The sequence below is a fragment of the Trinickia symbiotica genome, from assembly GCF_002934455.1.
Classification (GTDB): domain Bacteria; phylum Pseudomonadota; class Gammaproteobacteria; order Burkholderiales; family Burkholderiaceae; genus Trinickia; species Trinickia symbiotica.
Genome location: NZ_PTIR01000038.1, coordinates 1 through 26,871, shown reverse-complemented (window position 1 = coordinate 26,871; position 26,871 = coordinate 1). Strand labels below are relative to the sequence as shown.

Annotated in this window: 24 protein-coding genes, 1 tRNA gene and 2 pseudogenes; 14 read left to right on the top strand and 13 right to left on the bottom strand. The window is 61.6% G+C overall.

Annotated elements, in window-relative coordinates; genetic code table 11:
• On the top strand, nucleotides 1–1,600 hold a 1,600-nt coding region (locus B0G57_RS29910; RefSeq protein WP_104489613.1), incomplete at its 5' end, for a GLUG motif-containing protein.
• A gap of 672 nt (nucleotides 1,601–2,272) precedes the next feature.
• Nucleotides 2,273–3,418 (top strand): branched-chain amino acid ABC transporter substrate-binding protein, encoded by a 1,146-nt coding sequence (locus B0G57_RS29905; protein WP_018440883.1) that lies wholly within the window; start codon nucleotides 2,273–2,275, stop codon nucleotides 3,416–3,418.
• A 59-nt stretch (nucleotides 3,419–3,477) separates the two neighbouring features.
• Here B0G57_RS29905 and B0G57_RS29900 read toward each other — a convergent pair whose 3' ends face one another.
• The 5 genes from B0G57_RS29900 to B0G57_RS29880 all read right to left on the bottom strand — a co-directional run bounded on the left by B0G57_RS29900 (nucleotide 3,478) and on the right by B0G57_RS29880 (nucleotide 8,352).
• A complete protein-coding gene (locus B0G57_RS29900) occupies nucleotides 3,478–4,407 on the bottom strand; it encodes an asparaginase domain-containing protein (protein WP_018440884.1) in 930 nt (309 codons plus the stop codon).
• Nucleotides 4,404–5,543, bottom strand: a complete 1,140-nt coding sequence (locus tag B0G57_RS29895; protein WP_026229701.1) for a threonine synthase — start codon at nucleotides 5,541–5,543, stop codon at nucleotides 4,404–4,406. The genes B0G57_RS29900 and B0G57_RS29895 overlap by 4 nt, the downstream gene beginning before the upstream one ends.
• 66 nt (nucleotides 5,544–5,609) lie before the next feature.
• On the bottom strand, nucleotides 5,610–6,581 hold the full coding sequence (locus tag B0G57_RS29890; RefSeq protein ID WP_018440886.1) for an ornithine cyclodeaminase family protein: 972 nt from the start codon (nucleotides 6,579–6,581) through the stop codon (nucleotides 5,610–5,612).
• Complete coding sequence (locus B0G57_RS29885; protein WP_020566201.1) at nucleotides 6,571–7,200, bottom strand: helix-turn-helix transcriptional regulator; 630 nt, start codon at nucleotides 7,198–7,200, stop codon at nucleotides 6,571–6,573. Before B0G57_RS29885 ends, B0G57_RS29890 begins: the two co-directional genes overlap by 11 nt.
• A 219-nt stretch (nucleotides 7,201–7,419) precedes the next feature.
• On the bottom strand, nucleotides 7,420–8,352 hold the full coding sequence (locus tag B0G57_RS29880; protein ID WP_018440888.1) for a LysR family transcriptional regulator: 933 nt from the start codon (nucleotides 8,350–8,352) through the stop codon (nucleotides 7,420–7,422).
• Nucleotides 8,353–8,537: 185 nt separating this feature from the next.
• Between B0G57_RS29880 and B0G57_RS29875 the strand changes: the two genes are divergently transcribed.
• Nucleotides 8,538–9,248: an SDR family NAD(P)-dependent oxidoreductase gene (locus tag B0G57_RS29875; RefSeq protein ID WP_018440889.1), complete on the top strand. Its 711-nt coding sequence runs from the start codon at nucleotides 8,538–8,540 to the stop codon at nucleotides 9,246–9,248.
• Nucleotides 9,249–9,308: 60 nt separating this feature from the next.
• Complete coding sequence (locus B0G57_RS29870; RefSeq protein ID WP_102607213.1) at nucleotides 9,309–9,536, top strand: tautomerase family protein; 228 nt, start codon at nucleotides 9,309–9,311, stop codon at nucleotides 9,534–9,536.
• A 223-nt stretch (nucleotides 9,537–9,759) separates the two neighbouring features.
• Here the strand turns inward: B0G57_RS29870 and B0G57_RS29865 are convergent.
• Nucleotides 9,760–10,195 (bottom strand): annotated as a pseudogene (locus tag B0G57_RS29865) (type 1 glutamine amidotransferase domain-containing protein); the annotation flags it as partial.
• 620 nt (nucleotides 10,196–10,815) lie between these two features.
• Between B0G57_RS29865 and B0G57_RS29860 the strand changes: the two are divergent.
• The 4 genes from B0G57_RS29860 to B0G57_RS29845 all read left to right on the top strand — a co-directional run bounded on the left by B0G57_RS29860 (nucleotide 10,816) and on the right by B0G57_RS29845 (nucleotide 14,020).
• Nucleotides 10,816–11,280 carry a hypothetical protein gene (locus B0G57_RS29860; RefSeq protein WP_018440891.1) on the top strand — a complete coding sequence of 155 codons (465 nt, stop codon included), beginning with the start codon at nucleotides 10,816–10,818 and terminating at the stop codon, nucleotides 11,278–11,280.
• The gene (locus B0G57_RS29855; protein WP_018440892.1) at nucleotides 11,280–11,501 is read left to right on the top strand and encodes a hypothetical protein; all 222 of its coding nucleotides are present in this window, start codon (nucleotides 11,280–11,282) and stop codon (nucleotides 11,499–11,501) included. The genes B0G57_RS29860 and B0G57_RS29855 overlap by 1 nt, the downstream gene beginning before the upstream one ends.
• A 101-nt stretch (nucleotides 11,502–11,602) precedes the next feature.
• Nucleotides 11,603–11,950, top strand: a complete 348-nt coding sequence (locus B0G57_RS29850) for a hypothetical protein (protein WP_018440893.1) — start codon at nucleotides 11,603–11,605, stop codon at nucleotides 11,948–11,950.
• Between the two features lie 99 nt (nucleotides 11,951–12,049).
• A complete protein-coding gene (locus B0G57_RS29845) occupies nucleotides 12,050–14,020 on the top strand; it encodes an APC family permease (RefSeq protein WP_018440894.1) in 1,971 nt (656 codons plus the stop codon).
• A gap of 289 nt (nucleotides 14,021–14,309) precedes the next feature.
• Here the strand turns inward: B0G57_RS29845 and B0G57_RS29840 are convergent, their stop codons facing one another.
• From B0G57_RS29840 to hflK, 4 genes are all read right to left on the bottom strand, one after another.
• Nucleotides 14,310–16,259: a heavy metal translocating P-type ATPase gene (locus B0G57_RS29840; protein WP_018440895.1), complete on the bottom strand. Its 1,950-nt coding sequence runs from the start codon at nucleotides 16,257–16,259 to the stop codon at nucleotides 14,310–14,312.
• A complete protein-coding gene (locus tag B0G57_RS29835) occupies nucleotides 16,256–17,407 on the bottom strand; it encodes an SPFH domain-containing protein (protein WP_018440896.1) in 1,152 nt (383 codons plus the stop codon). The genes B0G57_RS29840 and B0G57_RS29835 overlap by 4 nt, the downstream gene beginning before the upstream one ends.
• Nucleotides 17,404–18,465 (bottom strand): protease modulator HflC, encoded by a 1,062-nt coding sequence (gene hflC, locus B0G57_RS29830; protein ID WP_018440897.1) that lies wholly within the window; start codon nucleotides 18,463–18,465, stop codon nucleotides 17,404–17,406. The genes B0G57_RS29835 and hflC overlap by 4 nt, the downstream gene beginning before the upstream one ends.
• A gap of 66 nt (nucleotides 18,466–18,531) precedes the next feature.
• Nucleotides 18,532–20,433: a protease modulator HflK gene (gene hflK, locus B0G57_RS29825; RefSeq protein WP_018440898.1), complete on the bottom strand. Its 1,902-nt coding sequence runs from the start codon at nucleotides 20,431–20,433 to the stop codon at nucleotides 18,532–18,534.
• A gap of 774 nt (nucleotides 20,434–21,207) precedes the next feature.
• Here hflK and B0G57_RS29820 point away from each other — a divergent pair.
• From B0G57_RS29820 to B0G57_RS32505, 5 genes and pseudogenes are all read left to right on the top strand, one after another.
• Nucleotides 21,208–21,504: a type II toxin-antitoxin system RelE/ParE family toxin gene (locus B0G57_RS29820; RefSeq protein ID WP_026229704.1), complete on the top strand. Its 297-nt coding sequence runs from the start codon at nucleotides 21,208–21,210 to the stop codon at nucleotides 21,502–21,504.
• 3 nt (nucleotides 21,505–21,507) lie between these two features.
• Nucleotides 21,508–21,804 carry an addiction module antidote protein gene (locus tag B0G57_RS29815; RefSeq protein WP_018440900.1) on the top strand — a complete coding sequence of 99 codons (297 nt, stop codon included), beginning with the start codon at nucleotides 21,508–21,510 and terminating at the stop codon, nucleotides 21,802–21,804.
• 175 nt (nucleotides 21,805–21,979) lie between these two features.
• On the top strand, nucleotides 21,980–22,633 hold the full coding sequence (locus B0G57_RS29810) for a flavin reductase family protein (RefSeq protein WP_399278452.1): 654 nt from the start codon (nucleotides 21,980–21,982) through the stop codon (nucleotides 22,631–22,633).
• A gap of 204 nt (nucleotides 22,634–22,837) precedes the next feature.
• Entirely contained in the window at nucleotides 22,838–23,125 is a 288-nt protein-coding gene (locus B0G57_RS31040; RefSeq protein ID WP_020566203.1) for an Arm DNA-binding domain-containing protein, read from the top strand.
• Nucleotides 23,062–23,280: pseudogene (locus B0G57_RS32505) on the top strand (site-specific integrase); the annotation flags it as partial. The gene B0G57_RS31040 and the pseudogene B0G57_RS32505, both read left to right, overlap by 64 nt.
• 64 nt (nucleotides 23,281–23,344) lie before the next feature.
• Here the strand turns inward: B0G57_RS32505 and B0G57_RS29800 are convergent.
• The 3 genes from B0G57_RS29800 to B0G57_RS29790 all read right to left on the bottom strand — a co-directional run bounded on the left by B0G57_RS29800 (nucleotide 23,345) and on the right by B0G57_RS29790 (nucleotide 25,787).
• Nucleotides 23,345–23,435, bottom strand: a tRNA-Ser gene (locus tag B0G57_RS29800).
• Nucleotides 23,436–23,481: 46 nt separating this feature from the next.
• On the bottom strand, nucleotides 23,482–25,500 hold the full coding sequence (locus B0G57_RS29795) for a sodium:solute symporter family protein (RefSeq protein ID WP_018440981.1): 2,019 nt from the start codon (nucleotides 25,498–25,500) through the stop codon (nucleotides 23,482–23,484).
• Complete coding sequence (locus tag B0G57_RS29790) at nucleotides 25,497–25,787, bottom strand: DUF4212 domain-containing protein (protein ID WP_018440982.1); 291 nt, start codon at nucleotides 25,785–25,787, stop codon at nucleotides 25,497–25,499. Before B0G57_RS29790 ends, B0G57_RS29795 begins: the two co-directional genes overlap by 4 nt.
• 307 nt (nucleotides 25,788–26,094) lie before the next feature.
• Here B0G57_RS29790 and B0G57_RS31035 point away from each other — a divergent pair, with 307 nt between their 5' ends.
• Nucleotides 26,095–26,646, top strand: a complete 552-nt coding sequence (locus tag B0G57_RS31035; RefSeq protein WP_146013389.1) for a hypothetical protein — start codon at nucleotides 26,095–26,097, stop codon at nucleotides 26,644–26,646.
• The last annotated feature ends 225 nt before the right edge of the window (nucleotides 26,647–26,871 follow it).

Sequence of the window (26,871 nt, the reverse complement as noted above, 5' to 3'; positions counted from 1 at the left end):
CGCAATCTACGCTGCGCAAGTCAGCCTGCAAGCGGCGGACGGCAATGTCTTCGCGCTGACGGGCAACCACGAAGCGATCCGCGCGACGGGAACCGCCACGCGTGATGGCCACATCTGGCTCGTCGCCGAAAGCGGCTCGGTGAAACTCTCCGGTCCGACCTCGACAAAGAATGTCGATGGCAGCAGCGGCACGGTCGACACCAACGCAGGCAACATCGTCTTCCAATACACGCCAACGGTATTGGCCGGCATCTGGAACATCACAACGCCGAGCATCAAGATCGACAATTTCGCCGCGACATCGCTCTCGCGCAGCTTGAACGCCGGCACGTCGATCAACCTGCAGACGACGGGCGCCTCTGGCCAAACCGGTGACATCAACGTAGCGTCGAACATCGGCTGGAGCGGCGCAGCGTCCCTCAGCTTGGGCGCGTATCACACGGTGAACGTCGTCAAGCGCATGACGATCAAGAACCAGGGCAGCGGCAACCTGACGCTGCGTGCGGATGCCACTGGGATCGATAACGGCGGCAGCGTCCTCAATTTGGGTACCGCCGATTGGTCGAACAGCACGGGGACCGTGAGCCTGCTCTATGACATGAATGGGACGTATGCACCCGGCAAGTTGTTGGGGAACGCCGCATGGACGCCCGCAACCGGCAGTGGATTGCAAACGCAGATCACCGGCTACCAGCTAGTCAATTCGATCGGCGATCTGGAAAACATCTCGCAGAACTTGGCCGGCAACTACGCGCTCGGTAAGGATCTCGACGGAGGCGCCAACTTTACGCCGATCGGCAACGCCTCGACGCCGTTTTCCGGTCAGTTCGACGGCATGTACCACACGATCGACAACATCTTGATCATGCCGGTCTATTCGACGCCTTACGCCTCGCCGCCGCTGCCGGCCGGACTCTTCGGCGTGATCGGCAGTGCGGGCGTAGTCCGAAATCTGAGCATGACGAACGGCCGCTCGTCGCCGATCAATTACGGCTACACGATGTCGCAAGGCGGCCTGCTCGCCGGGATCAATCAAGGCCACATCGCGAACGTCTTCGTGAGCGGCTCACTCACGGCTTTGGATTACATGGATCTCGGCGGCCTCGTGGGGCAGAACGTGGGGCTTATCGAGCGCTCGGCCGCTAACGTCGCAGTTTCAGCACGGACGAGCTACCTGGGCGGGCTCGTTGGGGAGAATGACGGCACGATCACGCAATCTTATTCGACAGGCTCGGTCCAGGGTATCAATCACCCCTCGCTGCCGGGCGGGCTCGTCGCCTACAACACGGGGACGATCAGCCAGTCATTCGTTACAGGCCCGATCACGGGGGACTGGATGACAACACCTTACCTCGGTGCGCTGACCGGCGCCAACTCGGGTACGGTGACGGCCGACAATTATTGGAACGTCGAAACGACAGGACTGACGCCGACACACGGCGGCGGCGCACCCGCGAGCAACGGTTTGACGACGGCGCAGATGAGCAATCCCGCCAGCTTCGTCGGTTGGGATTTTGGGTCGAACGGCGCTTGGGCAATGCCAGCCGGAGCGACTCACCCCGTGCTGCGATGGCAAGTCGAGCATCCAGCCGGCGAATGATGGTTCTCCTGCAACGCAGACCTGCGATAGCAGCCTATCACCGATCAACCGGCCACTAAGGCGCACGGGAGTTCGACCACGCGGGTCGCCAACGGCGTAATCACGGCGATCAAGCTGCCCGTGCTTGATGCGGTTCTCGAGTTCGTAGCGAACGACTTCTCGCGGCAAAGCCGGATCGAGCGGTTTGCGCCCGGACTTGCGCGCAGGACCGGCTACCTGCGTTTCCGTTTCGGCTTTCCTCTTCCTCCTGCCACCTCAGTTACTGAAGCCTCGATCTCGCCGATCTGAACCACCGGCACGAATGCGGGAGTTGGCTGGACGCCCGTCGCGTTCGAGGCCCGTCACCGGACTTTCGGCCGGCCTCCCCTCCGTCTATCGGTAGTTCAACTCATGGTCGCAAGTCGACCGGGGGCTAAGTGTTTACCCCTACAATACATTTTATTTAATTCTAGATAATCTTTCTAGGACGAGGGGTCCCCTGCAACGGATGGACCGCTGACCAGCGGCCAGCTTGCCGATCGCCAACGCTAAGGAGTGCTAATCAGCTTGCCCTCGGCTGATGGGTTGCTCTGACGAATACTCGAATTCGAAATCTCGGCAATGCCGATAACTTCGATGGCGAACGCCGCACGCATTTTTCAACAGCAACCCAGTTCAACAAGAGGCTCAAGCATGAAATTCCAACTCAGACCCATCAATGCCGCGCTGACTCTCGCCTGCATCGCCATGGCCTACGGTCAAGCCGCGCTCGCCGACGTGACGGTGAAGATCGGCAGCGCCGAACCACTGACCGGCAACATTGCACACATGGGCCAGGATGCGGCCGATGGCGTCAAGCTCGCCGTCGATCAAATCAACAAGGCCGGCAATCTGGTCATCGGGGGCCAAAAGGTCGTCCTCGAAGTCGAATCGCTGGACGACCAGGCCGATCCCAAGACGGGTACCAACGTCGCGCAGAAGCTGGTCGACGACGGCGTAGTGGCTGTGATCGGCCACCTGAATTCCGGGGTGTCCATCCCCGCGTCGAAAATCTACAGCGACAACGGCGTCACCCAGATCACCCCGGGCTCGACCAACCCGCAGTACACGCTGCAAGGGTACAAGACCGCCTTCCGCGTCATTGGCACCGACGCCCAGCAGGGCCCCGCCTTGGCCAAGTACGCCCAAAACCAGAAGGTCAAGACGGTCGCCATCGTCGACGACGCCACGGCGTACGGGCAGGGCCTTGCGGACCAGTTCGAGAAGACCGCCAAGGCCGAAGGCATCCAGGTGCTCTCGCGCGACGCTACCAACGACAAGGCCACTGACTTCAAGGCCATCATCACCAAGATCAAAGCCGAACGCCCGGACGCCATCATGTATGGCGGCGAGGACGCCACCGCCGGCCCCTTCGCCAAGCAGGCCATGCAGCTGGCAGTCACCGCCAAGATTCTGGCGGGCGACGGCGTCTGCACCACCAACCTGGCCAGGCTGGCGGGCAACGCCGCCGACAACGTGGTTTGCTCGGTTGCGGGCGGCGATCTGTCCGCGATGGCCGGCAGCGCTGCGTTCAGCAAGGACCTGAAGGCCGCGTACGGCCACGATCCGGTGGTCTACTCGGCGGTTGCCTACAGCGCCGTCTACGTAGTCGTCGATGCCATGAAACGCTCCAACTCGATCACGCGCGCCAGTATCCTGGCCGCCATGCCCTCGACCAATCTCAACACCCTGATTGGCCATATCCGGTTCGACGAGCACGGCGACTTGAAGGACAGCTCCATCTCACTCTACAAATACGTCAAAGGCCAGCGGACCCTGCTCGCGGTCGAGAAGATGTAATCGAAGCAGAGCTGACGCGGGAGCCTGCAAGCGCCCGCGCCAAGTGGACGAGGCGCTGATCAGCGCCCAGCCTTTTCGCTGCGATTGGCACGACCAAGCTCGGCTATGAGCCGAATTCGTGCCTTCGATGCGTTTAAACCGTCATAACCTGTCGTGGTCAGGCCGAGGTTGTGGGCGCGATCATAGGCATATTTCGTTACGGCTGGATTGACTCGGAAGCCATGGGCGCAGCGTGTCGATAGCACGACAGGGACATGCCGTGCAGCTTCGCTCAGAAGTCTCTCGGACTGCGCGGAGAAGCCCCCTGCGCCCTTGCCTGCGACGACGATACCGTCGAGTCCTGAGATATCCGGGAAGCCAACGAGTGACCCGAACGTCTCCGTGACGATCGCAACGCGCGCGCCGAGATCGGATAGATCGAGTTCCGCGTAACTCTCGTCAATGATTCCCGATCCTGTTAGCGTGACGATATCGGCCTCTATTGAACCGCGGATCGCTGTTTCCGGTCCGAAGGGCTGAATCCCCTGCGGCCATACCTTGACGATCGAGACCGGATCGAAAATCCGTCCCGCGAAGGCAACGAGAGCGCTCGCACCCTGCGGCATGGCCCGCGCCAAATTTGCAGAATCCGCCAGATTGCGCGGACCGTCGGCATTCGCATTGCCACCGGGGATCGCAGCACCGGTTAAAACGACAGGCCGGTCACGATCAAAAAGCAGAGCGGCGGCATAGGCGATATCTTCCATTGCATCTGTGCCGCAGCACATGACGAAAGCTTCGCTCTCTCGATCCCGCCGCATGACATCGCGAGCCCGGCAAAGTGAGGCGAAAGCCAGATCGCAGCTATCGACAGGATCGATGTCACGTCCGATCCAGTCTGCTTGACCGCTCAATGCGATCAAATCCTGTGCCAATAGCCGCTTGATGGTCCCGTCAACCTGATAGCTCTCCGTGATGGTACCGCCGCAATTCAGGAGCCCGATTTTCATTGGGGTTGGCCTTTAGAGTACATATCCGCGATGGCTCCGGCGTTTTTGATGCCCGTGCCTGTCAGCAGGACAACCGTCTCTTCTCGCGCCCGGATCGCCCCAACCTGTGTAAGCCGATCAAATCCTGCAACGGCAGTCGCCGAAGTCAGCTCCGGCAGAAGGCCTAGTCGCGCAATCCGCCTTAGAGCTTCAACGATAGCCTCTTCTTCCACAGCGACAGTCGTGCCGCCAGTCTGTCTGACAGCGTTGACCACCTGCGCCAGCCGCAGCGGATGCGCGATGGCCGTCCCCTCGGAGACTGTGTTTCGAACCTCGCGCGCAACGGGAGTCGTGACGCCCGCCTGGAAGCTGGCATCGATGGGAGAGCAGTTCAACGGCTGGCAAACGAAGAGCTTGGGCATTTTGTGAATCTGCCCCGCGCGCACCAGCTCCGAGAACGCCAGATAACAGCCGAGTACATTGCTGCCCGCGCCTGCAGGCATGACGATGTTGTCCGGCGCCTGGAAGTTGAGGTCCTCCCAGATCTCGTAGCCGATCGACTTGGTCCCCTCGAGGAAAAATGGCTGCCAATTGTGGCTGGCGAAGAAGATGCTCGCGGACTGCCGGACTGCCTCATCCTCACACGCCTGTCGAGGCCCGTCGACCAGTTGTACCTCCGCCCCGTAGGCTCGCATCTGGGCGATCTTCGCGGGCGACGCGTACGCGGGAGCCAGAATCTTCACGCGCATAGCGCCTGCAGCGCCATACGCCGCCACCGACGCTCCGCCGTTGCCTGAACTGTCCTCCAGAACGGACGTGATGCCTTGTTGCCGTAACATCGAGAGCATCACCGTGGTGCCGCGATCCTTGAAGCTGCTTGTGGGGCTGAACCACTCCAGCTTGAAATGCGGCCGGTGGTCGTCCCATGTCTTCTGGATCAGGGGGGTGCAACCTTCCCCCATGGAGATAGGGGAGACGATCTCGACTGGAAGCGATGCGCGATAGCGCCACTGGGAGCGAAGGCGTCGGTCGATGTCATCTCGGGAAATTCCAGCCAGCGGCGAGATCAGGAGCGGTCTGCGGTCGTCCGAACACCACCGAGGCGTGTCCAAAGGATAGGTGGTGCCGCTGAGCGGCTCAACGTAGTGCGGTTTCAAGTTTTCCGACTCCTGGTTGGCGCATGCTGGATCGCTGCAAGACCAAGACGATGATGGCTGTGACGATCACCAGGGCCACGCCACGGTGACGCCGAGACCCAGGTTGGTGGCGCGGCGGTGGATCAATCGAGCGACGGTCAAGTCCTGCAAAGCCAGGCCGGTCATGTCGAAAACGCTGATATCTGTCGGGTCGCGCCGCCACTTTGCACGGCCCCCGACCAGGTCTCCCATTTCGACGGAAGGCGTGTGCGGTGCCCATTGCAGTTCACCAAGCTCGCGGGCCTGCTCCAGGTCATCGACGACGACGCGGGCTCGATCGAGGACGCCCGCGGGAAGCTCACGCTTGCCTCGCGTGTCCGCGCCGACGCAGTTCAAATGCGTCCCGGCGCGGAGCGCTGTTGCATCGAAGAGTGGGCCACTACCGGTCGTCGCGGTGATAATGAGGTCACTTTCGGCGACCGCCTCATCCGCATTCGCGGCGCACCTCAATGTGCATTGGTCCGCAAACAAAGATTCAAAGTCTGCCTGCGGCTCCCGATCCAACGAGACGTAATTCACATGCGTCAGCGAAGGCAGCGTTCTGAGCGCAAATGCGAGCTGTGCCTTCGCCTGAATGCCTGTGCCGAAGACCGTGGCCACTGCGCTGTCCTGGCGCGCCAGCAGGGAAAGCCCCAGGGCGCCAGCCGCGGCCGTGCGCGCCGTGGTAATGGCGTTGCCGTCGATCACGCACATGGGCCGGCCGGTGGCCGGATCGAACAGCAGCACGGTGGCCTGATGCGCTTCGCCGCCGAGTGTCCGGTTCATTGGCCAGAAGCCGGCCGCCTTGAACCCTAGCAGATCCTGGCTACCGACGTCGCCGGACTTGATACCGAAGATGCCGCCTGTGGCCAGCTTTTCGCGCACGACCGGAAACACGCGGCCCGCGCGCTGTCCGTGCAGTTCGAAAGCCTCGCGCACCGCCGCGATGACGTCATCCGGAATGAGCAATTGCTCGACGACATGCTTGTCGACGAGAAGCAGCGTGGCGTCACTTGGCATCGCTGTACACCGTTGCGCGAGAGACGCCCAGGTGAACGGCAATGGTGTCCATTGCGCGACGGACCTCGAGCAGTCCGGCCGCCTTGAGTTCCTTCAGCAGCGAGCGACGTTCCTCTGGCTTGAGCGAGCGGGGTGTCGATGCCATGCGTGCGGCGAACTCGTCGATACGGGTGCGAATGAGGTCGGCGTTAGCGGGATCCAGCGATTCACTGGCAGGCGTGGTGCCCTCGACCGCCATGAACCTGCTCAGCATGTTCTGAAATCCGCGGAACAGCGTGAGGTCGACGTTCAAGCAGAGCGCGGCGATATAGTCGCCCTTCGAGTCCTTGATGCCGATGGAAGTGCTCTTCACCTGGCGGCCATCCGAGAACTGGTTCGGATAATTAGCGATGATCTGCTCGTAGGCAGGGTCCATGATCCGCGCAAGCCCGAGTTCGGTCGCAGGCTGTCCAACTTCTCGACCTGACAGATTGTTGTGGATCGCAAGCACCGCGTGCTCCGGATCCAGGAGGTCATGGACCACGACCTCGGTAAAGGGGGCGAAGGTCTTTGCCAGCCCTTCAGCGACCTGTTTGAGCTGCCCCAGCAGTAGCTGCTGTTCGGGAGTCTTCTTCGGCATGTTGGGTCCAGGAGTTTTCTTTGGCATGCTGGCAGTTTGGCCATTACAAGAAGTTTTGTCAAATCACCAACAAACCGTCTAGCTGATCTGAACGTTTTCGGGGGCTGCTGATTTTCCGGACGGTGTCTCGGAAATCTCCGCTCGGGTCAACACGTTCGGCCCGCAAAACCTTCGCACGAATGGGAGCGCCGGGACAAACGCAAAGGCCTGCAAGGGCATTCATCCAACGCGCGCGCGGGGCACATGTGCGAGACGCTCGACGAGAAAGTCTACAAAAACCCGTACTCGAGAAGACAGGTATCGTCCGTGCGGATAGAGCAGGATGAACGGCCGCGTGCGGTGGCCATGGTCATGGAGCACTTCCACGAGACGGCCTGCACGCAGATCCTCCTCTACGACGAAGCGGTAGGTCTGGAACAATCCGGCGCCGCTGCGCGCCAGGGTGACTCCGGCCAGCGCGTCGCCCGACGTGACATATGAGCCCCTAGTCAATACTTCGCCGTCGCCGGACGGGTTGTCGAAGGTCCAGGCAAGATTGCGGCCGCTGCTAGGCACCTCGAACTGAATGCATTCGTGCGCCACCAAATCTCCGACTGTCTTCGGCACGCCCGCTCGCTGGAGGTAGGCCGGCGTCGCGACTACCACCATATCCGCGTCCTCGAGTTTGCGAGCGACGAGGCCGGAGTCTGCAGGAGCACGTCCGCGAATCGCGAGATCGAAGCCCTCATCGGCAAAGTCGATATTGCGGTTGCTCAGCTGGGCCTCGACCCGAACCTCCGGATACTGCTCGCGAAAAACCGGCAAGAGCGGCAACACCCGGTAGTGGCCATAGGGGGTTGGCATGCTGATCCTTAGCACGCCTGCCGGTGTTGTCTGCTGCCCGGTCATTTCGCGTTCCGCGTCCACGAGCTGCGACAGCGCCTGCCGGCATTGTTCGAAGTAGCGCCGTCCCGAATCCGTCAGCCGGATTTGCCGCGTATTACGCACAAACAGCCGTGCACCGAGACGCGCTTCAAGACGGGCGACCGAACGGCTAACGGCCGCTGGCGTGACGCTCGCGGAGTTCGCGGCCAATGTGAAGCTGCCGAGTTCCGCCGCACGGCAGAAAAGCTCGATGCTACCCAGCAGCAAATCGTCGAATTTTCTTTGCATTCTCGTGCTCCGGCCTGCGCAGCTGGCAGTCGGGAATCGGCCCTCTCGAACTTGTTCCGTCCCGTCACAACTGTTTGACCATGCCGGGTATTCGAAATCGAGGCCAATGCGCATAGATTCGCGTCGTCGGCTCCGACGAGCCCGATCGTCCAGACAGCTGAATCAACTATTCCGAGAGGTTTAATATGAGCAACTCCCACAAAGTCATCGTGGTCACCGGCGCCTCCCAAGGCATCGGTGCCGAAACAGTCAAGGCGTTCCGCAAGCTGGGTCATAAGGTGGTCGCGACGTCGCGTAGCATCGAACCGTCTGACGATGCGGACGTCGCAACTGTGGCTGGCGACATCGCTGATCCAGCCACCGCTCGGCGCGTCATCGAGACAGCCGTGTCGCGCTTCGGCCGGGTCGATACTCTCGTCAACAACGCAGGCATTTTCGTCGCGAAACCGTTCACCCAATATACCGCCGAAGACTACGCCACGGTAACGAACATCAATCTGGCGGGCTTCTTCAACATCACGCAGCTTGCGGTTGCTCAAATGGAGAAGCAGTCCAGCGGCCACGTGGTCAACATTACGACGACCCTCGTGGATCACGCCATCGATGGAGTGCCGTCGGTGCTGGCCTCGCTGACCAAGGGCGGCCTCGCCGCCGCGACGCGCTCGCTCGCGATCGAGTACGCAAAGCGCGGCATTCGCGCGAACGCAGTATCGCCGGGCATCATCAAGTCGCCAATGCATCCACCTGAAAGTCACGCAGCGCTCGGAGCCCTGCATCCGATTGGCCGCATGGGCGAGATGAGCGACATCGTGGATGCCATTCTGTTTCTTGATTCGGCACCGTTCGTGACAGGCGAAATCCTGCACGTGGACGGCGGCCAGATCGCGGGGCACTGAGCACGCCCGTTTGTGCCGCTCGCCCGCTACGTTCGTCAATTAGTTTTCAAGGAAAACGACATGCCTATCGTCACGATTCAGGTCACCCGCGAGGGTACACAGCCCGGCACAAGCGCCGTCACCAAAGAAGAAAAGGCGCGGCTCATCAAGGGCGCGAGCCAGCTGTTGCTCGACGTGTTGAACAAGCCGCTCGAGGCCACGTTCGTCGTCATCGAAGAAGTAGAAACGGAAAACTGGGGCTGGGGCGGACTACCGGCTCTCGAATACACCGCAAGCAGACAGGACTGAAATAGGTTTGACCGCACCGAGGCCGGTGCCACTGAAGACCGGCCAAGGCAGCCTCTGAGACGCCGCGCGCAACACAAGAGACACTTGGTGAAAGATTCGCGCGTGACGGGCAGGTCGGCCCGCTGCAAGCGGGCCGGCCCATATCGATGATGGTTCGACTTACGAGTTTGGCATGCGGGTCGCAACACTTCAGAAACTGATGACTCAGCCTAATAGTGTCAGCAGATCCTTCGCGGCAGCGACGCAAAACGGCTGGCGCATGGCAGACAGCAGCGACAGGCTTTCTCGAGTTGTAAAAGGCCTCGATCAACGCGATCGAGTGCTTGTCCTCGGCCAAATCCCACAGCGGCCCGTGGCCTCCCGGATAGAAAATCGCGTCGTAGTCGTCCGCCTTCTTCAGCCAGCTTGACCGTCCTGGCCAGAACCGCCTGAGCGGCGGGGTCTTCCTTGAATCGCCTGGTCGCGTCAGTCGCACCTTCGGGGGTATCGCTCTTGGGGTCGAGCGGAGGCTGGCCACCCTTCGGAGAGACAACGGTAACTTTCGCTCCTGCATCGAGGAATGTGTAGTAAGGCGCAGCGAACTCCTCGAGCCAGAATCCTGTTTTATTCCCGGTATCTCCTAACTGATCGTGCGAGGTCACTACCATCGAGATCTTCATTGGATGCTCCGTTGTCCGGAACCGGGTTCCGCCACCTTCGGTTCTTGAAGGCTCGCGGCCGAGTTGTGTTGCTTACCTGTTTATCGGGCTGGCGGTCGGCCGCCGGCTCGGGCTGGTGTCAAACTTCCGGCGAGCGGGATGTGTCGAGGAGTGGCCAACCCTTGCCAAGCTTCAGCATCGGTGGGATTCCGTCCTGCGTAGGCCGCAATAAATCGGTCGACATTCCTGCGTATCGCCGCCCGCGTCGCAAGGGGTGGCGATAGCATGTCAGCGGCGTCACAACCTTGCGGGCGCAGTGCAGTTCCTGGTCAAGCTGCCGCGAGATCACCGTCAATCAGATACATCGCGAACGAGAAAGTCGCGAGTGAAACGGCGGTGCTGGCGAGAATGGGAATCGGCGAAAACGCCTGAAAAGCATAACTGGCGGAGAGAGGGGACAGGCTCCCCGTGGCTCTAAAAGCCCGTATAAAACAATCGATTGACGCTGGTGACAAAATATCGGTGTACCACCGGTTGCGTACCAGTCAAGTTTGCAACGCGTTGCAAAATGATATGCTCACGCTCGCGCCGCGTTGACAGCCTTCGACGGCGCGAACACCAACTAAAACGAGAGAGAGCATATGGGCCAAACCTGCGCAGCAGGCTTCTATCCGGTATTCAAGGACAACATGGCGGGGATCGGCTTGACCGCGCCACCGAACTTGTTTTCTTCACAGGTCAGCGCGCTTCAGACGATCGGGCAACTTGCCGGACTAATCAAATCCTTCGGCATGCGGGTAACGGTTGGCGAACTCATCGGCGCGGGCGATCTGACGGACAAACTCGCTTTCGCTGGTGCACTGTACGCGTCGTATTACTTGGGCGGCGCTATCGGCAGCCTGATGGTTGCCGGCGACGCGTTCTACGCATGCAAGGCAGGACCGGGCGCGGCATCGCGTATGCATCAAGCGCTGTTCGCCTCGGGGATCGCATTGATTCAACCGATGCACCTATTTTTGATGAACCATCCCGAACTGTTCGACACGTCATCGCCGAACCGGCGCATGTACGGCATTCATGCACGGGCTGGCACAGGGTTAAAGTGATGAAAGCATGGCTTCTCGATCGCGCATTGCTCATTCTTTCGGCCGTAGGTTTCGTCGCCGCCATCCTGGTCTCGTCGCGATGGCTCGGTAACGAAAACCTATACTCGGCCATCACGGCAATTACGATAGTCGCGCTTTGGTTCAAAGTCGCACGCTTGACGAAACTGCTGCGCGAGCACGGCATCGACCCGTATCAGAAACGAGCGAAAGACAAGTCATGACGCCGCGTATCGGCTCACGGTAGGCGGCCGCGAAATTCAATGGTTCATCCAGTTGCGGTAATCCGGGGCGCCCCGCCGTCAACGAGCAGTCGTTCTCAGAGATGGGCGTTATCTATCTCGATCACAATTTCGTCTCCGACATTGCGGGGCATAAACGCGTCGCCGACGCGGACGCTGAACGCGGTCGAGTTGCGGAGACCGTCAGGTTGAGCGAGCACCGTTTTGCAGTATCGGTCTGGAACATGTACGAGACGGCGCGGGCCGGCCGTCAGGAAACGAAAGACGGCTGCATTGAGTTCGCCACGGGCATCCGGCCGCTCTACTGGGCAAACCCGCGTCTCGTTCAGGTACAAGAGGCCGTCCGGTATGCAGCGCTCCGGTACAACGACCACCCATACCGCATCGAGGAGCTCAGCCCACTCTTCGGCGGCGACCACCCCCGCGCCTAGCGATTCGTGGACGCTCCCTATTGAGATCTGCTTGCAAACCACTGGACAATCTCGCCATATCCAATTCACCAAGATTTTCTTAACGGGCACCGAAACACGATGAATAGCTTTCAAAAAGCTTGGAAGGTTCTGTTCGGCCAACCGCTCAACCCGCTGGACCCGAAGACTCGCCATGCGATTGCGGTGACACCGCTACTTGCTTGGGTAGGGCTCGGCGCTGACGGCTTGTCGTCGTCGTGCTACGGACCGGAAGAGGCCTTTGTCGCGCTTGACCAGCACGCTCCCCTTGCACTGTTTCTCGCTTTTGCCACCGCACTCACCGTCTTCATCATCGCGCTGGGCTATAACCAGGTCATCCAGCTGTTCCCAACCGGTGGAGGTGGCTACCGCGTCGGTACTGCGTTGCTTGGGCCGCACGCCGGCCTCGTCTCCGGCTCCGCCCTTCTCGTCGACTACGTGCTGACGATCGCGACATCGCTCGCAAGCGGCATAGACGCCTTGTTCAGCTTGTTTCCTGTCAGTGCCCAGGCCTTCAAGCTTGGCACCGAACTGACGCTCATCGTGCTGATGACCGGACTCAATTTCCGCGGCATGAAGGAATCGATCGTCGTACTCTTGCCGATTTTTCTCGGCTTTGTGATCCTGCATTTCGGCTTGATCGTCTACGGCATTGCCGCGCACGGTAGCGCACTGATGCAGGTCTTGCCCAATGCAACGCACGAAGCGGCAGGGCTTTCCCGGTCAGCCGGCACGCTGGCGATGCTCGCGTTGCTCTTGCGCGCATTCTCTCTCGGGGGCGGCACCTATACGGGCCTGGAAGCTGTGTCGAACAACGTCAACATGCTGGCAGAACCGCGTGTGAACAATGGCAAATGGACAATGGCCTACATGGCGACGTCGCTGGCGTTCACCGCCGGCGGCATCATCTTGCTATACATGCTATGGCATGCAAAACCCGTCGAGGGCCAGACGCTGAACGCCGTCGTGTTCGGCAACGTGATCGATCAACTCGGGCTCGGATCAGCCTTTGCCCGGCACGCTTTGCTGGCAGCTGTGCTCGCGTTCGAGGCCGGGCTTCTCATGGTCGGTGCCCAAACAGGCTTTCTCGACGGGCCCGCGGTCCTATCCAACATGGCATCCGACTCTTGGGTGCCACGTCATTTTCGCGATCTTTCGACACGCCTCGTGCGTCAGAACGGCATTATCGTCATGGGCGTAGCCAGCCTGCTGATCCTGTTGTGGACGCATGGCGACGTTTCGGTGCTAGTGGTGCTCTACAGCATCAACGTGTTTCTGACCTTCAGCCTGTCGCTACTCGGTATGTCGATCTACTGGTGGCACAAGAGGCGCAGCGGTGAGCCCTGGTTCAGTCACTTTGCATTGTCGGCGCTCGGGCTTTCAGTTACGGCTACCGTGCTCATCATCACGCTGGTTGAGAAATTCACGGCGGGCGGCTGGCTGACCGTGCTGGTCACGGGGCTCGTCATTGCCATCTGTGTCGCGATCAAGCGACATTACCATGACACACATGAACAGCTAGCAAAGGCGGATGCCTTGTTTGCGGGTCCTGCGCCGCAGCTTGATTCGGAACCAAGCGCTTCGCTGGACCCGGCGCAACCCACAGCGATCCTGCTTGTCGGCCGTCACCGGGGCGCAAGCATGCACGCTCTTCTCTGGGTGCAGCGGCTGTTTCCCGGACACTTTCGAAACTTCATCTTTCTCGCGGTTGGCGAAGTCGATGCGAAGGCATACGAGGGCGAAGAGCATCTCGACCGGCTGCAGCGCGAGATCTCGCAATCACTCGCTTACTACGTCGGGCAATGCCAAAAGCACGGACTTGCTGCGCAACAGCGGGCCGTATTTGGGACTGAACCCGTGCAGGAGTTCGTCAGCCTGGCGCAGCAGACGATGGACGAGTACCCGAACAGCGTGTGCTTCGCGAGCAAGCTGATTTTCAAGCGAGTCAATTTCCTGACTGCCTGGCTCCATAACCGGACGCCGCTCGAGATTCAGAGCCGCCTGCACCAGGAAGGCAGGCAAATGGTCCTGCTTCCAATGAACGTGGGGTAGCGGCGGCGGCTGTCCCAGTGCGATTTCTGTTGGCTTTCAGTGAACCATCGTCACAGGCTTCGAGCAGAGCATCGCTGACGTATCTGCCCGCGCTCGCGCTAGGACCACTTGCTGAGCATTTGAGCACGGTACATAGCATGCAATAACTGGCATGGGGTCGATAGCGCCTATCTGCCTGAGTGAGGCCGAGCCTTCACCGCGAGACGCAGCACGCGGTCATGGGACTGTGGTTTTCCGCCGCCTCTTCGACACGCGAACGGACAGTGCCTTTGTGCTTATCGCGGAGGAATCACGCCCTTTCGTCGATTCGTAGCAACCTACCGGCGTTGGCAATCACGACGAACGTGCCGACGTTGTGCAAAATAGCCACCCACACCGCGCTCAGCCCCCCTGCCGCCGCGAGTGCGATAACCCCGACCGACCAGGCGAGGCCAATCGCGGCGTTAACCGTTGCGGTGCGCCTGCATCGCCTGCCTAAACGGATAGAGGTGGCGATGCGCCGCAGATCGTCGCTGAGCAGCACGACATCGGCTGAAGCCACCGCGATGTCGATGCCGCGCTCGCCCATTGCGATGCTGATCGCACCCGCTTTGATCGCAAGCAGATCGTTGAGGCCATCTCCGACGACGAGCGGATGATGGCCCGCTTTCATTTCCCGCGTGACGAAATCGAGCTTGTCGTGTGGCAAGGCCTGTGACACCACTGTGTCGATTCCGACCTCGGCCGCGCGCCGCTTGGCCACTGGCGCGCGATCCCCCGTCAGGAGCGCTTGGCGCGCCAGCCCCAGCGTGCGTAGATCGGCGAGCGCATCACGCGCTTCGGCGCGCAGCGCATCAGAAAACGCGAACCACGCGAGCAGCTTTCCGTTCAGGGCGAGGCCCACGCAAGGCCCGTCGACGTGCTCGGGAGGCGGCGGCAAGCCCTCGACATGCTGCTCGAGCAGCGCTTGACGGCCGAGCACGGCGACGCCTGCCGGGGTGTCGCTCAGGACTCCGAGCCCGCGCAGCTCGCGAGTGTGCTCGAAAGGCTCGCGATCGAGGCTGAACGGCGCCACTGCAGAGGCATAGCGCACGAGAGCCCGGCTTACGGGATGCGCACTGCCTTCGCCAAGCCGAGCAGCGAGTTCGACCACGCGCGCCAAATCGACGCCTGGCTGCAAGAGCAGTTCCGCAACATGCAGCTCGCCGTACGTCAGCGTACCGGTCTTGTCGATCACAAGGGAATCGATTTCTGCGAGCTTGTCGAGAAACGCAGCACTCCTAAACAAAATGCCGTGCCGTGCGCCGACGGCGACGCCGGCGATGGCCGTCGCTGGCGCCGCGAGCACCAACGCGCACGGACACGCCGCAACGATGATCGCCAACATCGCTATCGCGTTCGAAGATGTGAACCAGACGATCGCCGCGATCACGAGGACGAGTGTCAAATAGCCGCCCATGTACCGTTCAAGAACCTGCGTGATCGGCGGCTTCGCTCGCTCGGCGCGTTGCATGAGCTCGATGATCTTGCCAAGCGTCGATTGCTTTCCCGCATGCGTGACCTCGATACGCAGCGGCCCGTCGACGTTCATCGCTCCGCCGAACACGGCACTTCCTTCGCTCGCGTCGAGCGGCACCGATTCGCCTGTAATCGGTCCATTGTCGACGCTCGACACTCCGTGCCGCACGACACCGTCCGCCGGAATACGCGCACCGGCCACCACTTCGACGAGGTCGCCGGCACATAGCGACTCGTACGGCACCTCCTCGACGATGCCAGCGGCGTTCACCCGGCGCACCTTGCCCGAAGTTAGCCGGGCCAGCGCCCGAATCGCCTCTTGCGAGCCGAGCACGCTGCGCTCTTCGAGCGCATGGCCGAACGTCATCACGATCGGCAGCAGAGCTGCAGTCCTCATATCGCCTGTCGCCCATGCGGCGAGCATCGCCAACGCAATCAGGCGATCCGTCACGCCATGCAGGCTGGGGCGTTGGAGACTTATCCACGCACTCGCAAATACGGGGCCCGCGACAATCAGCGAGGCCAATCCCGCAAGCACCTGCGAAACCGACTCTTGCGTCGCGCTCAGGTATTCCGATCCAAACGACAACGCAAGCAATCCGCCCGCGATCAGTGCGAGAGCAATTCGCCGAGTCGCAGCACGTCGTTCGGCCGCCGATAACGCGATCGACGGTTCCCTTTCCCGTGGTGCCGCTTGCTCGTCGGCTACCCGTTCCAGGATCGGCTCGGCCTCGGTGCTCATCGAACATTCCCCGGCAAAATCAGATACGACGCGTCACGCGGATCGATCGTCGTCACGTGAGCCGCTTTCGCGAGAATCCGCTGGATTCGATCGCGATACGCGCGTGCGGTCAGTCCCGGATCGCCGTGGCCTTGCGGCAGGACCTCGAGCTGCTGGATGACGGCCGTGCTGGCTTGAGCTGTCGCGACGCGCTCCGCCCCGTTCGCTCGGGCCTCCTCGACGATCCGGTCGACGCTTTGCTGCGCCTCCTGTCTTTTGTGCTCGGCCGCGGTCCGAGCTTCCGCGATGTCGCGCTCGGCTTGCTGCAAAGACGTCAGCACGGAATCGAACGCGTCTGCCGCCGCTGCGGGAAACGCAGCTTGCACGTCGACGCGCGATACGTCCACTCCGAGTCCTGCATGCTCCGCCTCGAGCGCACGCAAGTGCCGCTCAATCACCTGCGCAAAATCGTCGCGCAATCGCTCTCGCTTAAGTGTCATCGCTTGATCCGAGCGCAGCGCTTCAGGACGCGCGACAAGAATTGTGTCGAGATCGCGACCCATCACGATCTCTACGGCCGAAGCCGAAACGATCCGCTCAAGCGCCGCGTCCAGCCGGCCCTTCTGCAGGATATAGGCATACGGATCGGCCACGCGGTAATACAACGTCGCGCTCAATTGCACGACGCCGTTGTCACCCGTGAGCAGGTAGCCGGAGCCGGCCAACGCATCGGGCAACAAGCCACTGTCGGTTGCCGTCGTGTTACCGGTCTGTGCATCGGCATCGGGCGATGCATCATCGCCCGGCTCAGTTGCCTGTCCCATCCGTGAATCCTGCAACGCGTCGGCACTTCTCGCCGGATCCGCAGCGCGTGCCCGCGGGTCGCGCTCGAGCGACTGAATCTGCAGCGCGAGCACGCTCGCCCGGCCCGGCACGAGCGCCACGCTCTCGAACGGGCGCGGCCACGCGATCACGAGACCGGCATCCTGTGTCCGCACAAATGCACCGAAACGCGTGACGACAGCACGGCTATCGGCGGGGATGCGGCGCACGTTCGACGTGCCCCACGCAAGCGCCGCAAGCGCCGCGAGTGCGACGATGAACCAGAAAGTCAAGCGTACTGCCTGCGCACCGGGCCCTAGCTGCGACGTATTCGCATCGGAGCTCATGGTCTATGCCCGGCTCGCTTGGTTGCCGGCGATGCGCCCGCCGTCGCAGGCGCCTGTGGCGTATCGGCGCCCAACGGGCCTCGAACGAGCACGCTGAACGGTGCGGCATCGGCGCGCAAGACCAAATTGGTGTTTGCATTGATGACCGAATCGAGCGTGTCGAGCGAACGCAGCATCGTATAAAGCTGCGGATTGCCGGCGTAGGCTTTGCCGTATATCGCCGCCGCATCCTTGCGCGAAGCCGCTTCGATGTTTGCGGCTTCGACTGTCGCGTCGGCCACTGTGATTCTGGCTTCGCGGTCCGCGTCAGAGCGAATCTGCGCCGCTTCACGCTTGCCATCCGCCATGCGCTGCGCAGCGACCGTTTCCCGCTCGGCGCTCATACGCTCGACAGTGGCAGCAAGCGTCACTGCGGGCAGCGTCAAGCGCTCGAGTCCGACTTGAACGACATGAACCCCGTAAGCCGCGCGCAGTTGTGCATCAATCTGGCGACGCAATGCGTCCTCGAGATCGGCGATCCAAACTTTGGCGGGATCGGTGTTGACGAGCGACGCAAGATCAAAGCCGGCGGAGGTCGTCTGCAGCGCGGAGCCGACGAGCGAGCGGATCTGCCGCGCGGCTTCATCGGGCTCGTTGCGCACGGCGCGCACGAAGCGGCCGACGTCGTCGGGATCGGCCCCGACGCGCCAGGCCACGTAGGCCTGAACGATGATTCTCGAGCCGTCGCGCGTGCCAACATCCTGCAGGCCACTCGAGGTCGTATGCAGGCGCAGATCGACGTGCATCGCAGCTTCGATCGGCGCAGGCAAGCGCCACGCGAGACCAGGATCGAGCAGCACGCGAACGGGCTGGCCAAAGCGCGTCACGACGGTGGCTTCACCCGCGCGTACCTGAATGAAGCTCGCCACGGCTGCTGCAATGACGACGCATAGCAATGCGATGGCGACGCGCAGACGGAAACGGTTGTCGCCCGACGGGGTGCCCGGGGGCTCGTGCGCGTCGTGCTCATGATCATGGGCGTGACCGTGCGAATGGGAATGGGCGTGCCAAGAGCTCATGGCCTCACCTCGCTTCCGGCTGCCGGCTGCCCGCCGATATGCGGCACCTTCGCATGTCGTCGAGACTCATTCGTTGCGTTGCGTGCCGGCCAGATCGCCGAACGGATAGGCACGCAGATCGATGGTGGCGCGATCGCCTTCGGCGAGCCTGTCGTCGAGAATCGTGAGATGCGCATTTTGCAGCCCCTTCTGAATCTTCTGCAGGTAGTACTCGAAGAGAAACGCGGGACCGCCGAGCCTCGACGCGTCGAGGTCGGCATCGAAATCGACTTGCTGCGCACGAGCGCGCGCGAGCGTATCCGCGGCCTCGGCCCCTGCGCGCGCGACGTTTTGCAGCGCCTGCTCCTGCGCATCGCCGAGTTCACTGGCGGCATAGGCGCGCGCGAGCGCCACACTTGCCTGCGCCCTCACCTGCGCGGCTTGCACGCTGTGGTATGCAGCGGCCGCGCCCGCCGGCGGATGGATACTTTCGATCACGACAGCCACGACTTCCACGCCGGCGCTAAGCCTGTCGAGTTGTCCCTGCACGCCCGCGCGCACGCTTGCCGCCATGGCTGTCTGACTCGCTTCGAGCAACGACTCGAGCGTGTGCGAAGCGAGGTATCGCACGACCTCGCGATTGGCAATCGAGCGCACCGAAGCTTCCACGTCGGCGGCGCGATAAAGCACGGCGCGCGCATCGGCGTCCGAGGCCCCGACTCGATAGTCAAGTCTGACATCTGCACTGACGACCTGAAAGTTCTGCTGCTCCGCGCTTGCGCCCGCGATGACCTGAGTCGTCTCCCACGGATGGGCGACATCCCAGAGCCGGTTCAGTTGCTCGGGTGTGCGGTCGTCTGCGCGTGCCAAAGGCGCGGCAACGCTGCTGTCGTCGGCGCTTCCCGATACGATGACCTGGTGGACGGCGCCGTTGTCGACAATTCGCGCCACGCCGAACGGCCAGGGCAGCCCGACGTGCAGCCCCGGCTGCAAGACGGCGACGGGTGCGCCGAATCGTTCGTAGACTGCGCGCTGATCGGGCCCGAGGATAACGACCGAAGTGAGCAACCACGCGCCCGCACCGATTCCGGCGAGCGTCGCCGGGATGAGGCGCACAAAACTCTGCAGCACCCAGTTTTGCCGGAAATCAACGCCGTACTGGTTGCGTAGTCCGGCCGCGAGCGCGGCGAACGGCGACGGATGCAACCGAAGCATGCCGGCGAGCGCACTCGTCGGCACACGCAGCGAGCTTGTACGCGAGGCCTTACGCAAGAACCAGAGCAGCGTGGCGCGCACCGCCAACTCGAGCGCGATCACCGCATTGAACGCCGCAACTGTGCGCAACGCCCAATCGAGCGCGGTGTGGCGGTACGCAAGCCATGCGCTCGCCGCGGCGGCGGCAAGCGAGGTCAAAAGCACAACACGCAGCATGCGCGCAAGCGATGCCGCCATCGGCGACCCCTCCGCTTGTGCCTGAAAGAAGCGTTCGGCAACGAGCACGAGAAACGCGTGAACGAGCAGGAATGAGCCGGCGATGACGGCGGGCGCCGGCGAAATCGCCGCGCGAACCAACGCAGCAGGGCCGAAAAGCCGCCAAGCCACTGCAGCGATCGCCACCGATGCGCACGCGAACGCACATGCACCCCATGGCTGCCAAGGAATCGAACGGACAACGACGAAGAGCGCCACTCTGCCGCGCTGCTGACGTACGGATCGCCACAGCGCCTTAGCGAGAAGGCGCCAGTCGCGCTTGCGTGTCGGTCGCGCAACGCGGTGGAAAAGCGCAAGACGCGCGCCGTTTGCGACGACGAAAGCATTGAGCCACGCGCTCGCGAGGGGCGCGCCCCAGCGGACATCGACCGGCAGAGCGCCGGCGAGGCTCGTGAGCGCGAAGGCGACCCCAAGTCCGGCCGCTATTCGTCCGGCCCACTGGTAGTCGGTGATCTGCCGATGCTCATGCGTTCGTTCATGCCTCGCCAGTAACGACATCCCATCCCCTTTGCCAACGTGGAAAGCGGTGTGCTTAGCGGCGCCGGAAACGGCGCGTGACGCCGAATTTAGCTTGCCAGCAGATGGAACTCAAGGTTCAGAGCGAGCTGGTTACACGGAGCCCAGGATTGTAACGTTGCTCGATCAGCCTCCGAAATCGACGATCGCGCACAGGATTAAGCGTTCGGCCTTGGTGCGGTATGTACAGCAGGTACCTAAGGATCCACGAGCGCGAGCCGATTGCAGAAACTGCAGACAGAGTCCGCCGCCGCCGACTTAATAACCGGGGTCGACTTCGCGCGACATGCAAAGCGCTAAGGCGGTGCAGTTGACCGGAGCGGCCCGTCTCTACCCCCAAATGATGCTGCGATTATGTGGGTAGCCACGAAAGGCGGCAAGAAGATTGACATCCCCAAAACGCCCGCTAGGTCAGGCTCAGCGGGGCTTTGCGGGATTCGGCGAGAACGCCTGAGAAGCTTTGCTGGCGGAGAGAGGGTGAGACAAATGTCGGCCGCAAAGGCGCGCCGCGTATGGATTCCAGTTCCGCGATTCCCTTCTACCCACAACCCTACCCCCAACACGAGAGCCGCACGAGCAGGTTCGAGTTGTCGGCTCTTGTCGATAAGCGGGACACCCTCCGCAGCCCGGCGCGGCTCCCCTGCCCGAAGGTTTGCTCGCGAAGAACGGGATGCTGAAGTCTGTCCTCGATCCGAACACGAATGCGGCGAATACGGACGATTGACAGACTGTAGCCAGTAGACTACAGTTATGACGATGATCGAACTGCGCAAGACCCCTGAATTTGCCTGCTGGCTTGATCACTTGCGAGACCTCCGCGCGCGTGCCCGCATTCAGGTCCGTCTCCAGCGGCTCGCGGACGGCAATCCCGGCGACGTGAAGCCGGTCGGGGAAGGCGTTTCGGAGTTGCGCATCGACTACGGCCCTGGATACCGCGTGTACTTCACGCAGCGGCGCGGCGTCTGGATTCTGCTGCTGTGCGGTGGTGACAAGCGCACACAGGATAGCGACATCAAACAGGCGCTCCGCATGGCTCGCGAACTGGAGGTTTGAGACATGGCAACCACTACTACGCGATACGACGTTGCCGAACATCTGCGCAACGAAGAGGAAATGCGTCTATACATCGAAGCCGCATTCGAAGAGGCGGGCGACGATGCCGCGTTCATCGCCAAGGCGCTTGGCGACGTAGCCCGCGCGCGTGGCATGACGCAGGTTGCCCGCGATGCGGGCCTTTCGCGCGAAAGCTTGTACAAAGCGTTATCCGGCGAGCGAAGCCCTGACTTCTCGACCATGCTCAAGGTGATACGTGCACTCGGCCTACGTCTGCATCCTGAGCCATTGTCCGCATGACGGATTGCGGTGGCGCAAGCGCCAGCGGCATCTTGCTGGCTTTCGCGAAACTCAGATTCGCCGATCCTCGGAAGGGCGCGCCATCACTGTCCATTTTCTGCGTCCAAAATCCACGAATTGCATAAAGGTTTGAAGGAACAGGTGGACCAGGGGCATTTGCGTTAACTTGCCCCAACTGGCCTTCATAGTTACCACACAGACGAGCGCCGCAATCAGCAACATTCACAGCTACCGGCCTGCCACCGGCCACGGCTTACGCCATGATCCCCTTCCGTCCATCCTTGGACCGAGGCCTATCGGATGGATTTCGACGCGCGACGCCGCCGGCAATAACAACCTCGCACCTTACAGCTTCTTCAACGTATTCAATTACCGTCCGCCATTGATTGCCTTTTCCAGCGTCGGAAAGAAGGACAGCGTCCGGAATGCAGAAGCAACCGGCGAATTCGTCTACAACCTCGCGACCCGGGCGCTGGCAGAAAAGGTCAATCATACGAGCCTCGAAGCAGCGCCGGGCGTTGACGAATTCGCGTTGGCCGGGCTGACGCCCGCTGCCGCGATGCTAGTGTCCGCGCCACGCGTCGCGGAGAGCCCGGTGGCACTTGAATGCCGCGTCGCCCAGGTCCAGCAGTTGTCCGCCGCCGACGGATCGACCTTGGACACCTGGATGGTCATGGGCGAAGTCGTTGCCGTGCACATCGATCGGACACTGCTGCGCGACGGCGTCTACGACACCACCTTCGCTCGCCCCATTCTGCGCGGCGGTGGCCCAGCCGACTACTTCGAGATCTTGCAGCGCCCGGACCAATTGAATTCGCGGGACATCTAGCACTGCCGCTGAGGACGTCGCGCAGCGTCGAGATGACTGCTCTCGCGTGTCGATTGCATGTGACCTTCGACATAGGCGGCGGCGAGGTGATATCGAAAGAGGCCTGTGACTTTCGCGCATTCTCGGCGTACGGCAGCCCCCCAAAGCACCCTCGAACCGTCCGGCCCGCGACAAGGACCGCCGAGGCCGAAGGCGCGCAGCGCGATGGTTGCTATCGCCATCACAAGCCTTGATTTTCAAGCGCGGTTGTCTAAGCGACGTCGACGCATCCTGGACGCGATCCAGGATGGCCTATTTGATTACGCGAAGGAATTCCCCGACTCAAAGCGCGCGCTGCTATTCGCGAAGCAACCCGGCGATGTGCTCACGGTCAAATCCTATCTGACCGATTGGCTCGAGAGTCATCGCCTGAAGATCAAGGCCAGCTGCTGCCGCGCGCGGGCGTGCGCTACCGCAGCCCGTACCAAACGCGGTACACCTACGCCTCCCTGATGCTCTCCGCCGACGAGCATCCAATGTGGGTCGCTACGCAAATGGGCCATGAGGACTGGTCTATGATTGCGCGCGTCTACGGACGGTGGATGCCGCAGGCCGATCCAGATGCCGGACGACGCGCTGTAGCGCTATTTTCGGGGCGGGGGAAATAGCCGAGAAAACGGACCAAAAATTGGTCAGCGTCAAAATATAAGCACTTGATTTTATTGCATTTTCTGGCGGAGAGAGGGGGATTCGAACCCCCGATAGGCTATTAACCTATACACGCTTTCCAGGCGTGCGACTTAAACCGCTCATCCATCTCTCCGGGAGCCGCAGATTATAGCAGACTTCGCCGCGCCGAAGCACTCCCGCTAGGGGTGCCGAATATAGTCGACGAGCGCCCGCGTATACGCATCGGGCGGCCGATCGAGCAAGCTGACGACGATCGCCGTCACGAACCCTGCCGGCACGCCGAACACGCCTGAGCTGATGGGCTCGATCCCGAACCACCTCGCCCCTGCCACGCCGGTCAACTGCGCAAAAAACGGATGCGTCGAAACGATGTAATAAAGGCAGACGCCGAGCCCCGCGACCATCCCTGCCACCGCCCCAAGCTGAGTCGTGCGCTTCCAGAACACTCCCAGCACGAGTACCGGAAAGAGACTCGAGGCCGCGAGCGAAAACGCGGCCCCCACGAGGAAAAGAATGTTCCCCGTATTGAGCGAAGCCACGTAAGAAGCGAACAACGCCACGCCAAGCAGCAAAAACTTCGATATCGTCACGCGCCGCTGCCTCGACGCGGCCGGATCGACCATGTGGTAGTAGAAGTCGTGCGATAGCGCATTGGCGATCGTCAGCAGCAAGCCGTCGGCAGTCGAAAGCGCCGCCGCGAGCGCACCGGCCGCGACCAACCCCGATATCACATAAGGCAGCCCCGCAATTTCCGGCGCCGCGAGCACAACCATATCGGGCACCATCTGAATCTCGGACCAACGAACGATCCCATCGCCGTTCGTATCCGTGACGCTGATCATCGCCGGCTCGATGCGATGCCATTGCGTCACCCACGCCGGCAAGTCGGCAAACATGCGCCCGACGAGATGCGTCATGACTTCGTATCGGATCAGCACCGCAAGCACGGGCACCGTCAGATAAAAAAGCGCGATGAAAAACAACGTCCAGCCGACCGAACGGCGCGCTGAAGCGACAGACGTCGTCGTGTTATAGCGCGACAGAATATGCGGCAAACTCGCGGTGCCAAGCGAAAGGCAGAGCAGCAACGATAGAAAATTGCGCTCGCGGATCGTGCGCTGTGCATCGTTCGCAGCAGGAAACGGCTCGTAGATCGGCACAGGATCCGCCGCGTGCGCGAGCATGTCGTCCCGCTCTCTCGCCCACATCACGCGAGCCGCCGCGGCATCGCGCGGAAACGCGGCGAGCGCGGTCTCGAGCGCATGAATCTCGCGCAGCGGGCCATTGCGGCGCCGCAATGCATCGAGCTCGCCCGTCACCTTCGACTTTTCCTCGCGATATGAAGCAGGCAGGGCCGCGATTCGCATGTCGATCTGAGCCGCGCGCTCGCGGTACCACGCACGCACGCTGCGTTCTTCGCGCGCGTCGCGTACCTGCCGATCGAGTGACTCCATGTGCTCCATCATTCGGCCGTACGTGCGCTGCGGCAACCATCCCAGGCCATCCTTGTGCGCAATCATCGCAACGGGAATCAGCATCGCGCTGATGAGGATCACGTACTGGGCCACCTGCGTCCACGTCACCGCCCGCATGCCCCCAAGAAACGAGCAAACGAGAATGCCGGCCAGCCCGCAGGCAATGCCGATCGCGAAATCCACGCCGATGAAGCGCGTCGCGATCAGCCCCACACCTTGAATCTGCGCAACGAGGTAGACGAAAGAACAAAGAATCGCGCAGACGGCGGCGAGTCCGCGCACGAGGTTGCTCGAGAAGCGAGTGCCGAGGAAATCAGGAATCGTGTAGCGCGCGAGCTTGCGAACGTATGGCGCGAGCAGAAACGCGACGAGGCAGAAACCGCCCGTCCACCCCATCAGATAGGCAAGGCTCTCGTAGCCCGTCGCGTAGAGCGAACCTGCCAACCCGATGAACGATGCAGCCGAGAGCCAGTCGGCAGCCGTCGCCATGCCATTGAAGAACGACGGCACATTTCGCCCGGCGACGTAATACTCAACGACATCCGATGTACGTGAAAGCACACCGATAATGGCATAAACGGCGATCGGCAGAAACAGGAAAACATAGCCGACCCAGGGGCCCGCACCGATCGCGTTTTCGACGCGCCACATCGTATAGATGAAGACGAAGAAGCCGATCGTATAGAACGCATAAGCACGTGCGAGGCGATTGACGAGCTTCATTTCGCTGATTCGCGCTCGGCCTCGCGCGTCCCGTCGGCCGCCGCCGCGCGCCTTAGCGTTCTATCGGCGAACGTCATGAGAACGATGTAGACGACGATCAATGCAAGGTAAATCAGAATCGCGCCCTGTGCGCCTAGATAGAAAGGCAATCGGAATCCTGCAACGCGCACAGCCGACAGGTCTCGCGCAAATAACGGCACGACAAACGACACGCAAAAGCCGATCGTCATCAGCACGCCGATCGACACGAGGTTGAAGCGCCAATAGCGGCGATGCGCGAGCGCCATTGCTTTCGAAACCGATGGCGGTTCGAGTAGCGATGGAGAAACTTGGACGGAATCGGAGTGTCTTGGCGCAGCCATGCGCCTATGTATCAAAAAGGCGCGGCTTGAGCAATCGGGATTGCCCGCGGAGCGCGGGCGGCGTTGAACATCAGCGAGCGAATTCGTGACGGGATGCCGATGTGCAAACGTCCTATTTCTCGGCCGGACTGCTTCGCGGCAAGGCTGTCGCGGCTAGATTCGCGGCTCGGTCTCGAAACCACAGCCCGCTCGAATGGCCCGCGGGCGACAGATGAAAAGGAGAGTCACATCGATGAAACATCCGGATCTGGCCACGCACATGGTATCGCTTTGTGATGAAGAGCCGCAGAACAATGCCCTGGGATATTGCTCCAGCACTGCTCACAGCCCAGATGGAATCGCAACGCTCACTCCGCTGGGGACTGGCTGGGCGAGGTGGGCGCTGCGAGGAACGAAGGTGGTCGTCAAATGGTTGAACCTTGCGGGCGCGCCCGAATTCGTGCATGTGCTTGATGGAGAAACGACACTGTTGGTCAGGTTGCCTCGGCGCCTGCTTCAGCGATCCCCCGCGGACGTAGTGACTCTTAGAACGGCAAATGCGCCGCAGTATCCCGCCGGTTTGGTCGTGTACTACGGAACAGCCTCGGCACTGTGGGGCAACGCAATAAGCGTTACGCCGCTCGGGAGCTGGAGATACGCTTTGCCAGCCGGTGCTACGGTGGAAATCCAAAACCTCAGCGACCCGGCCAATCGGGCCAAAAGCGGTATCTTCGTATCGCAGTCGAGCGTAGATGAATCGTCCAACGCCAGCGTGACGTTCTTGAAGGATTCGCCGGCCGGATAGCGAGCGTCTCCCATAGATGCCAGACACGCGGCGACGCGATGCGCTGCCGCAAGCACCCGGTCAGGGCAGCCATCACAATGGCCACCCCGACCTCGAGCGTCGCGTGTCGCAACCTTGTCTTCAGGCCATCCCCTCACCGCACCTCGGCCAACTGCTCGAGAATGGCGGGATTTTCGAGCGTCGACACATCCTGCGTGATCGCCTCGCCCTTGGCCAGCGAGCGCA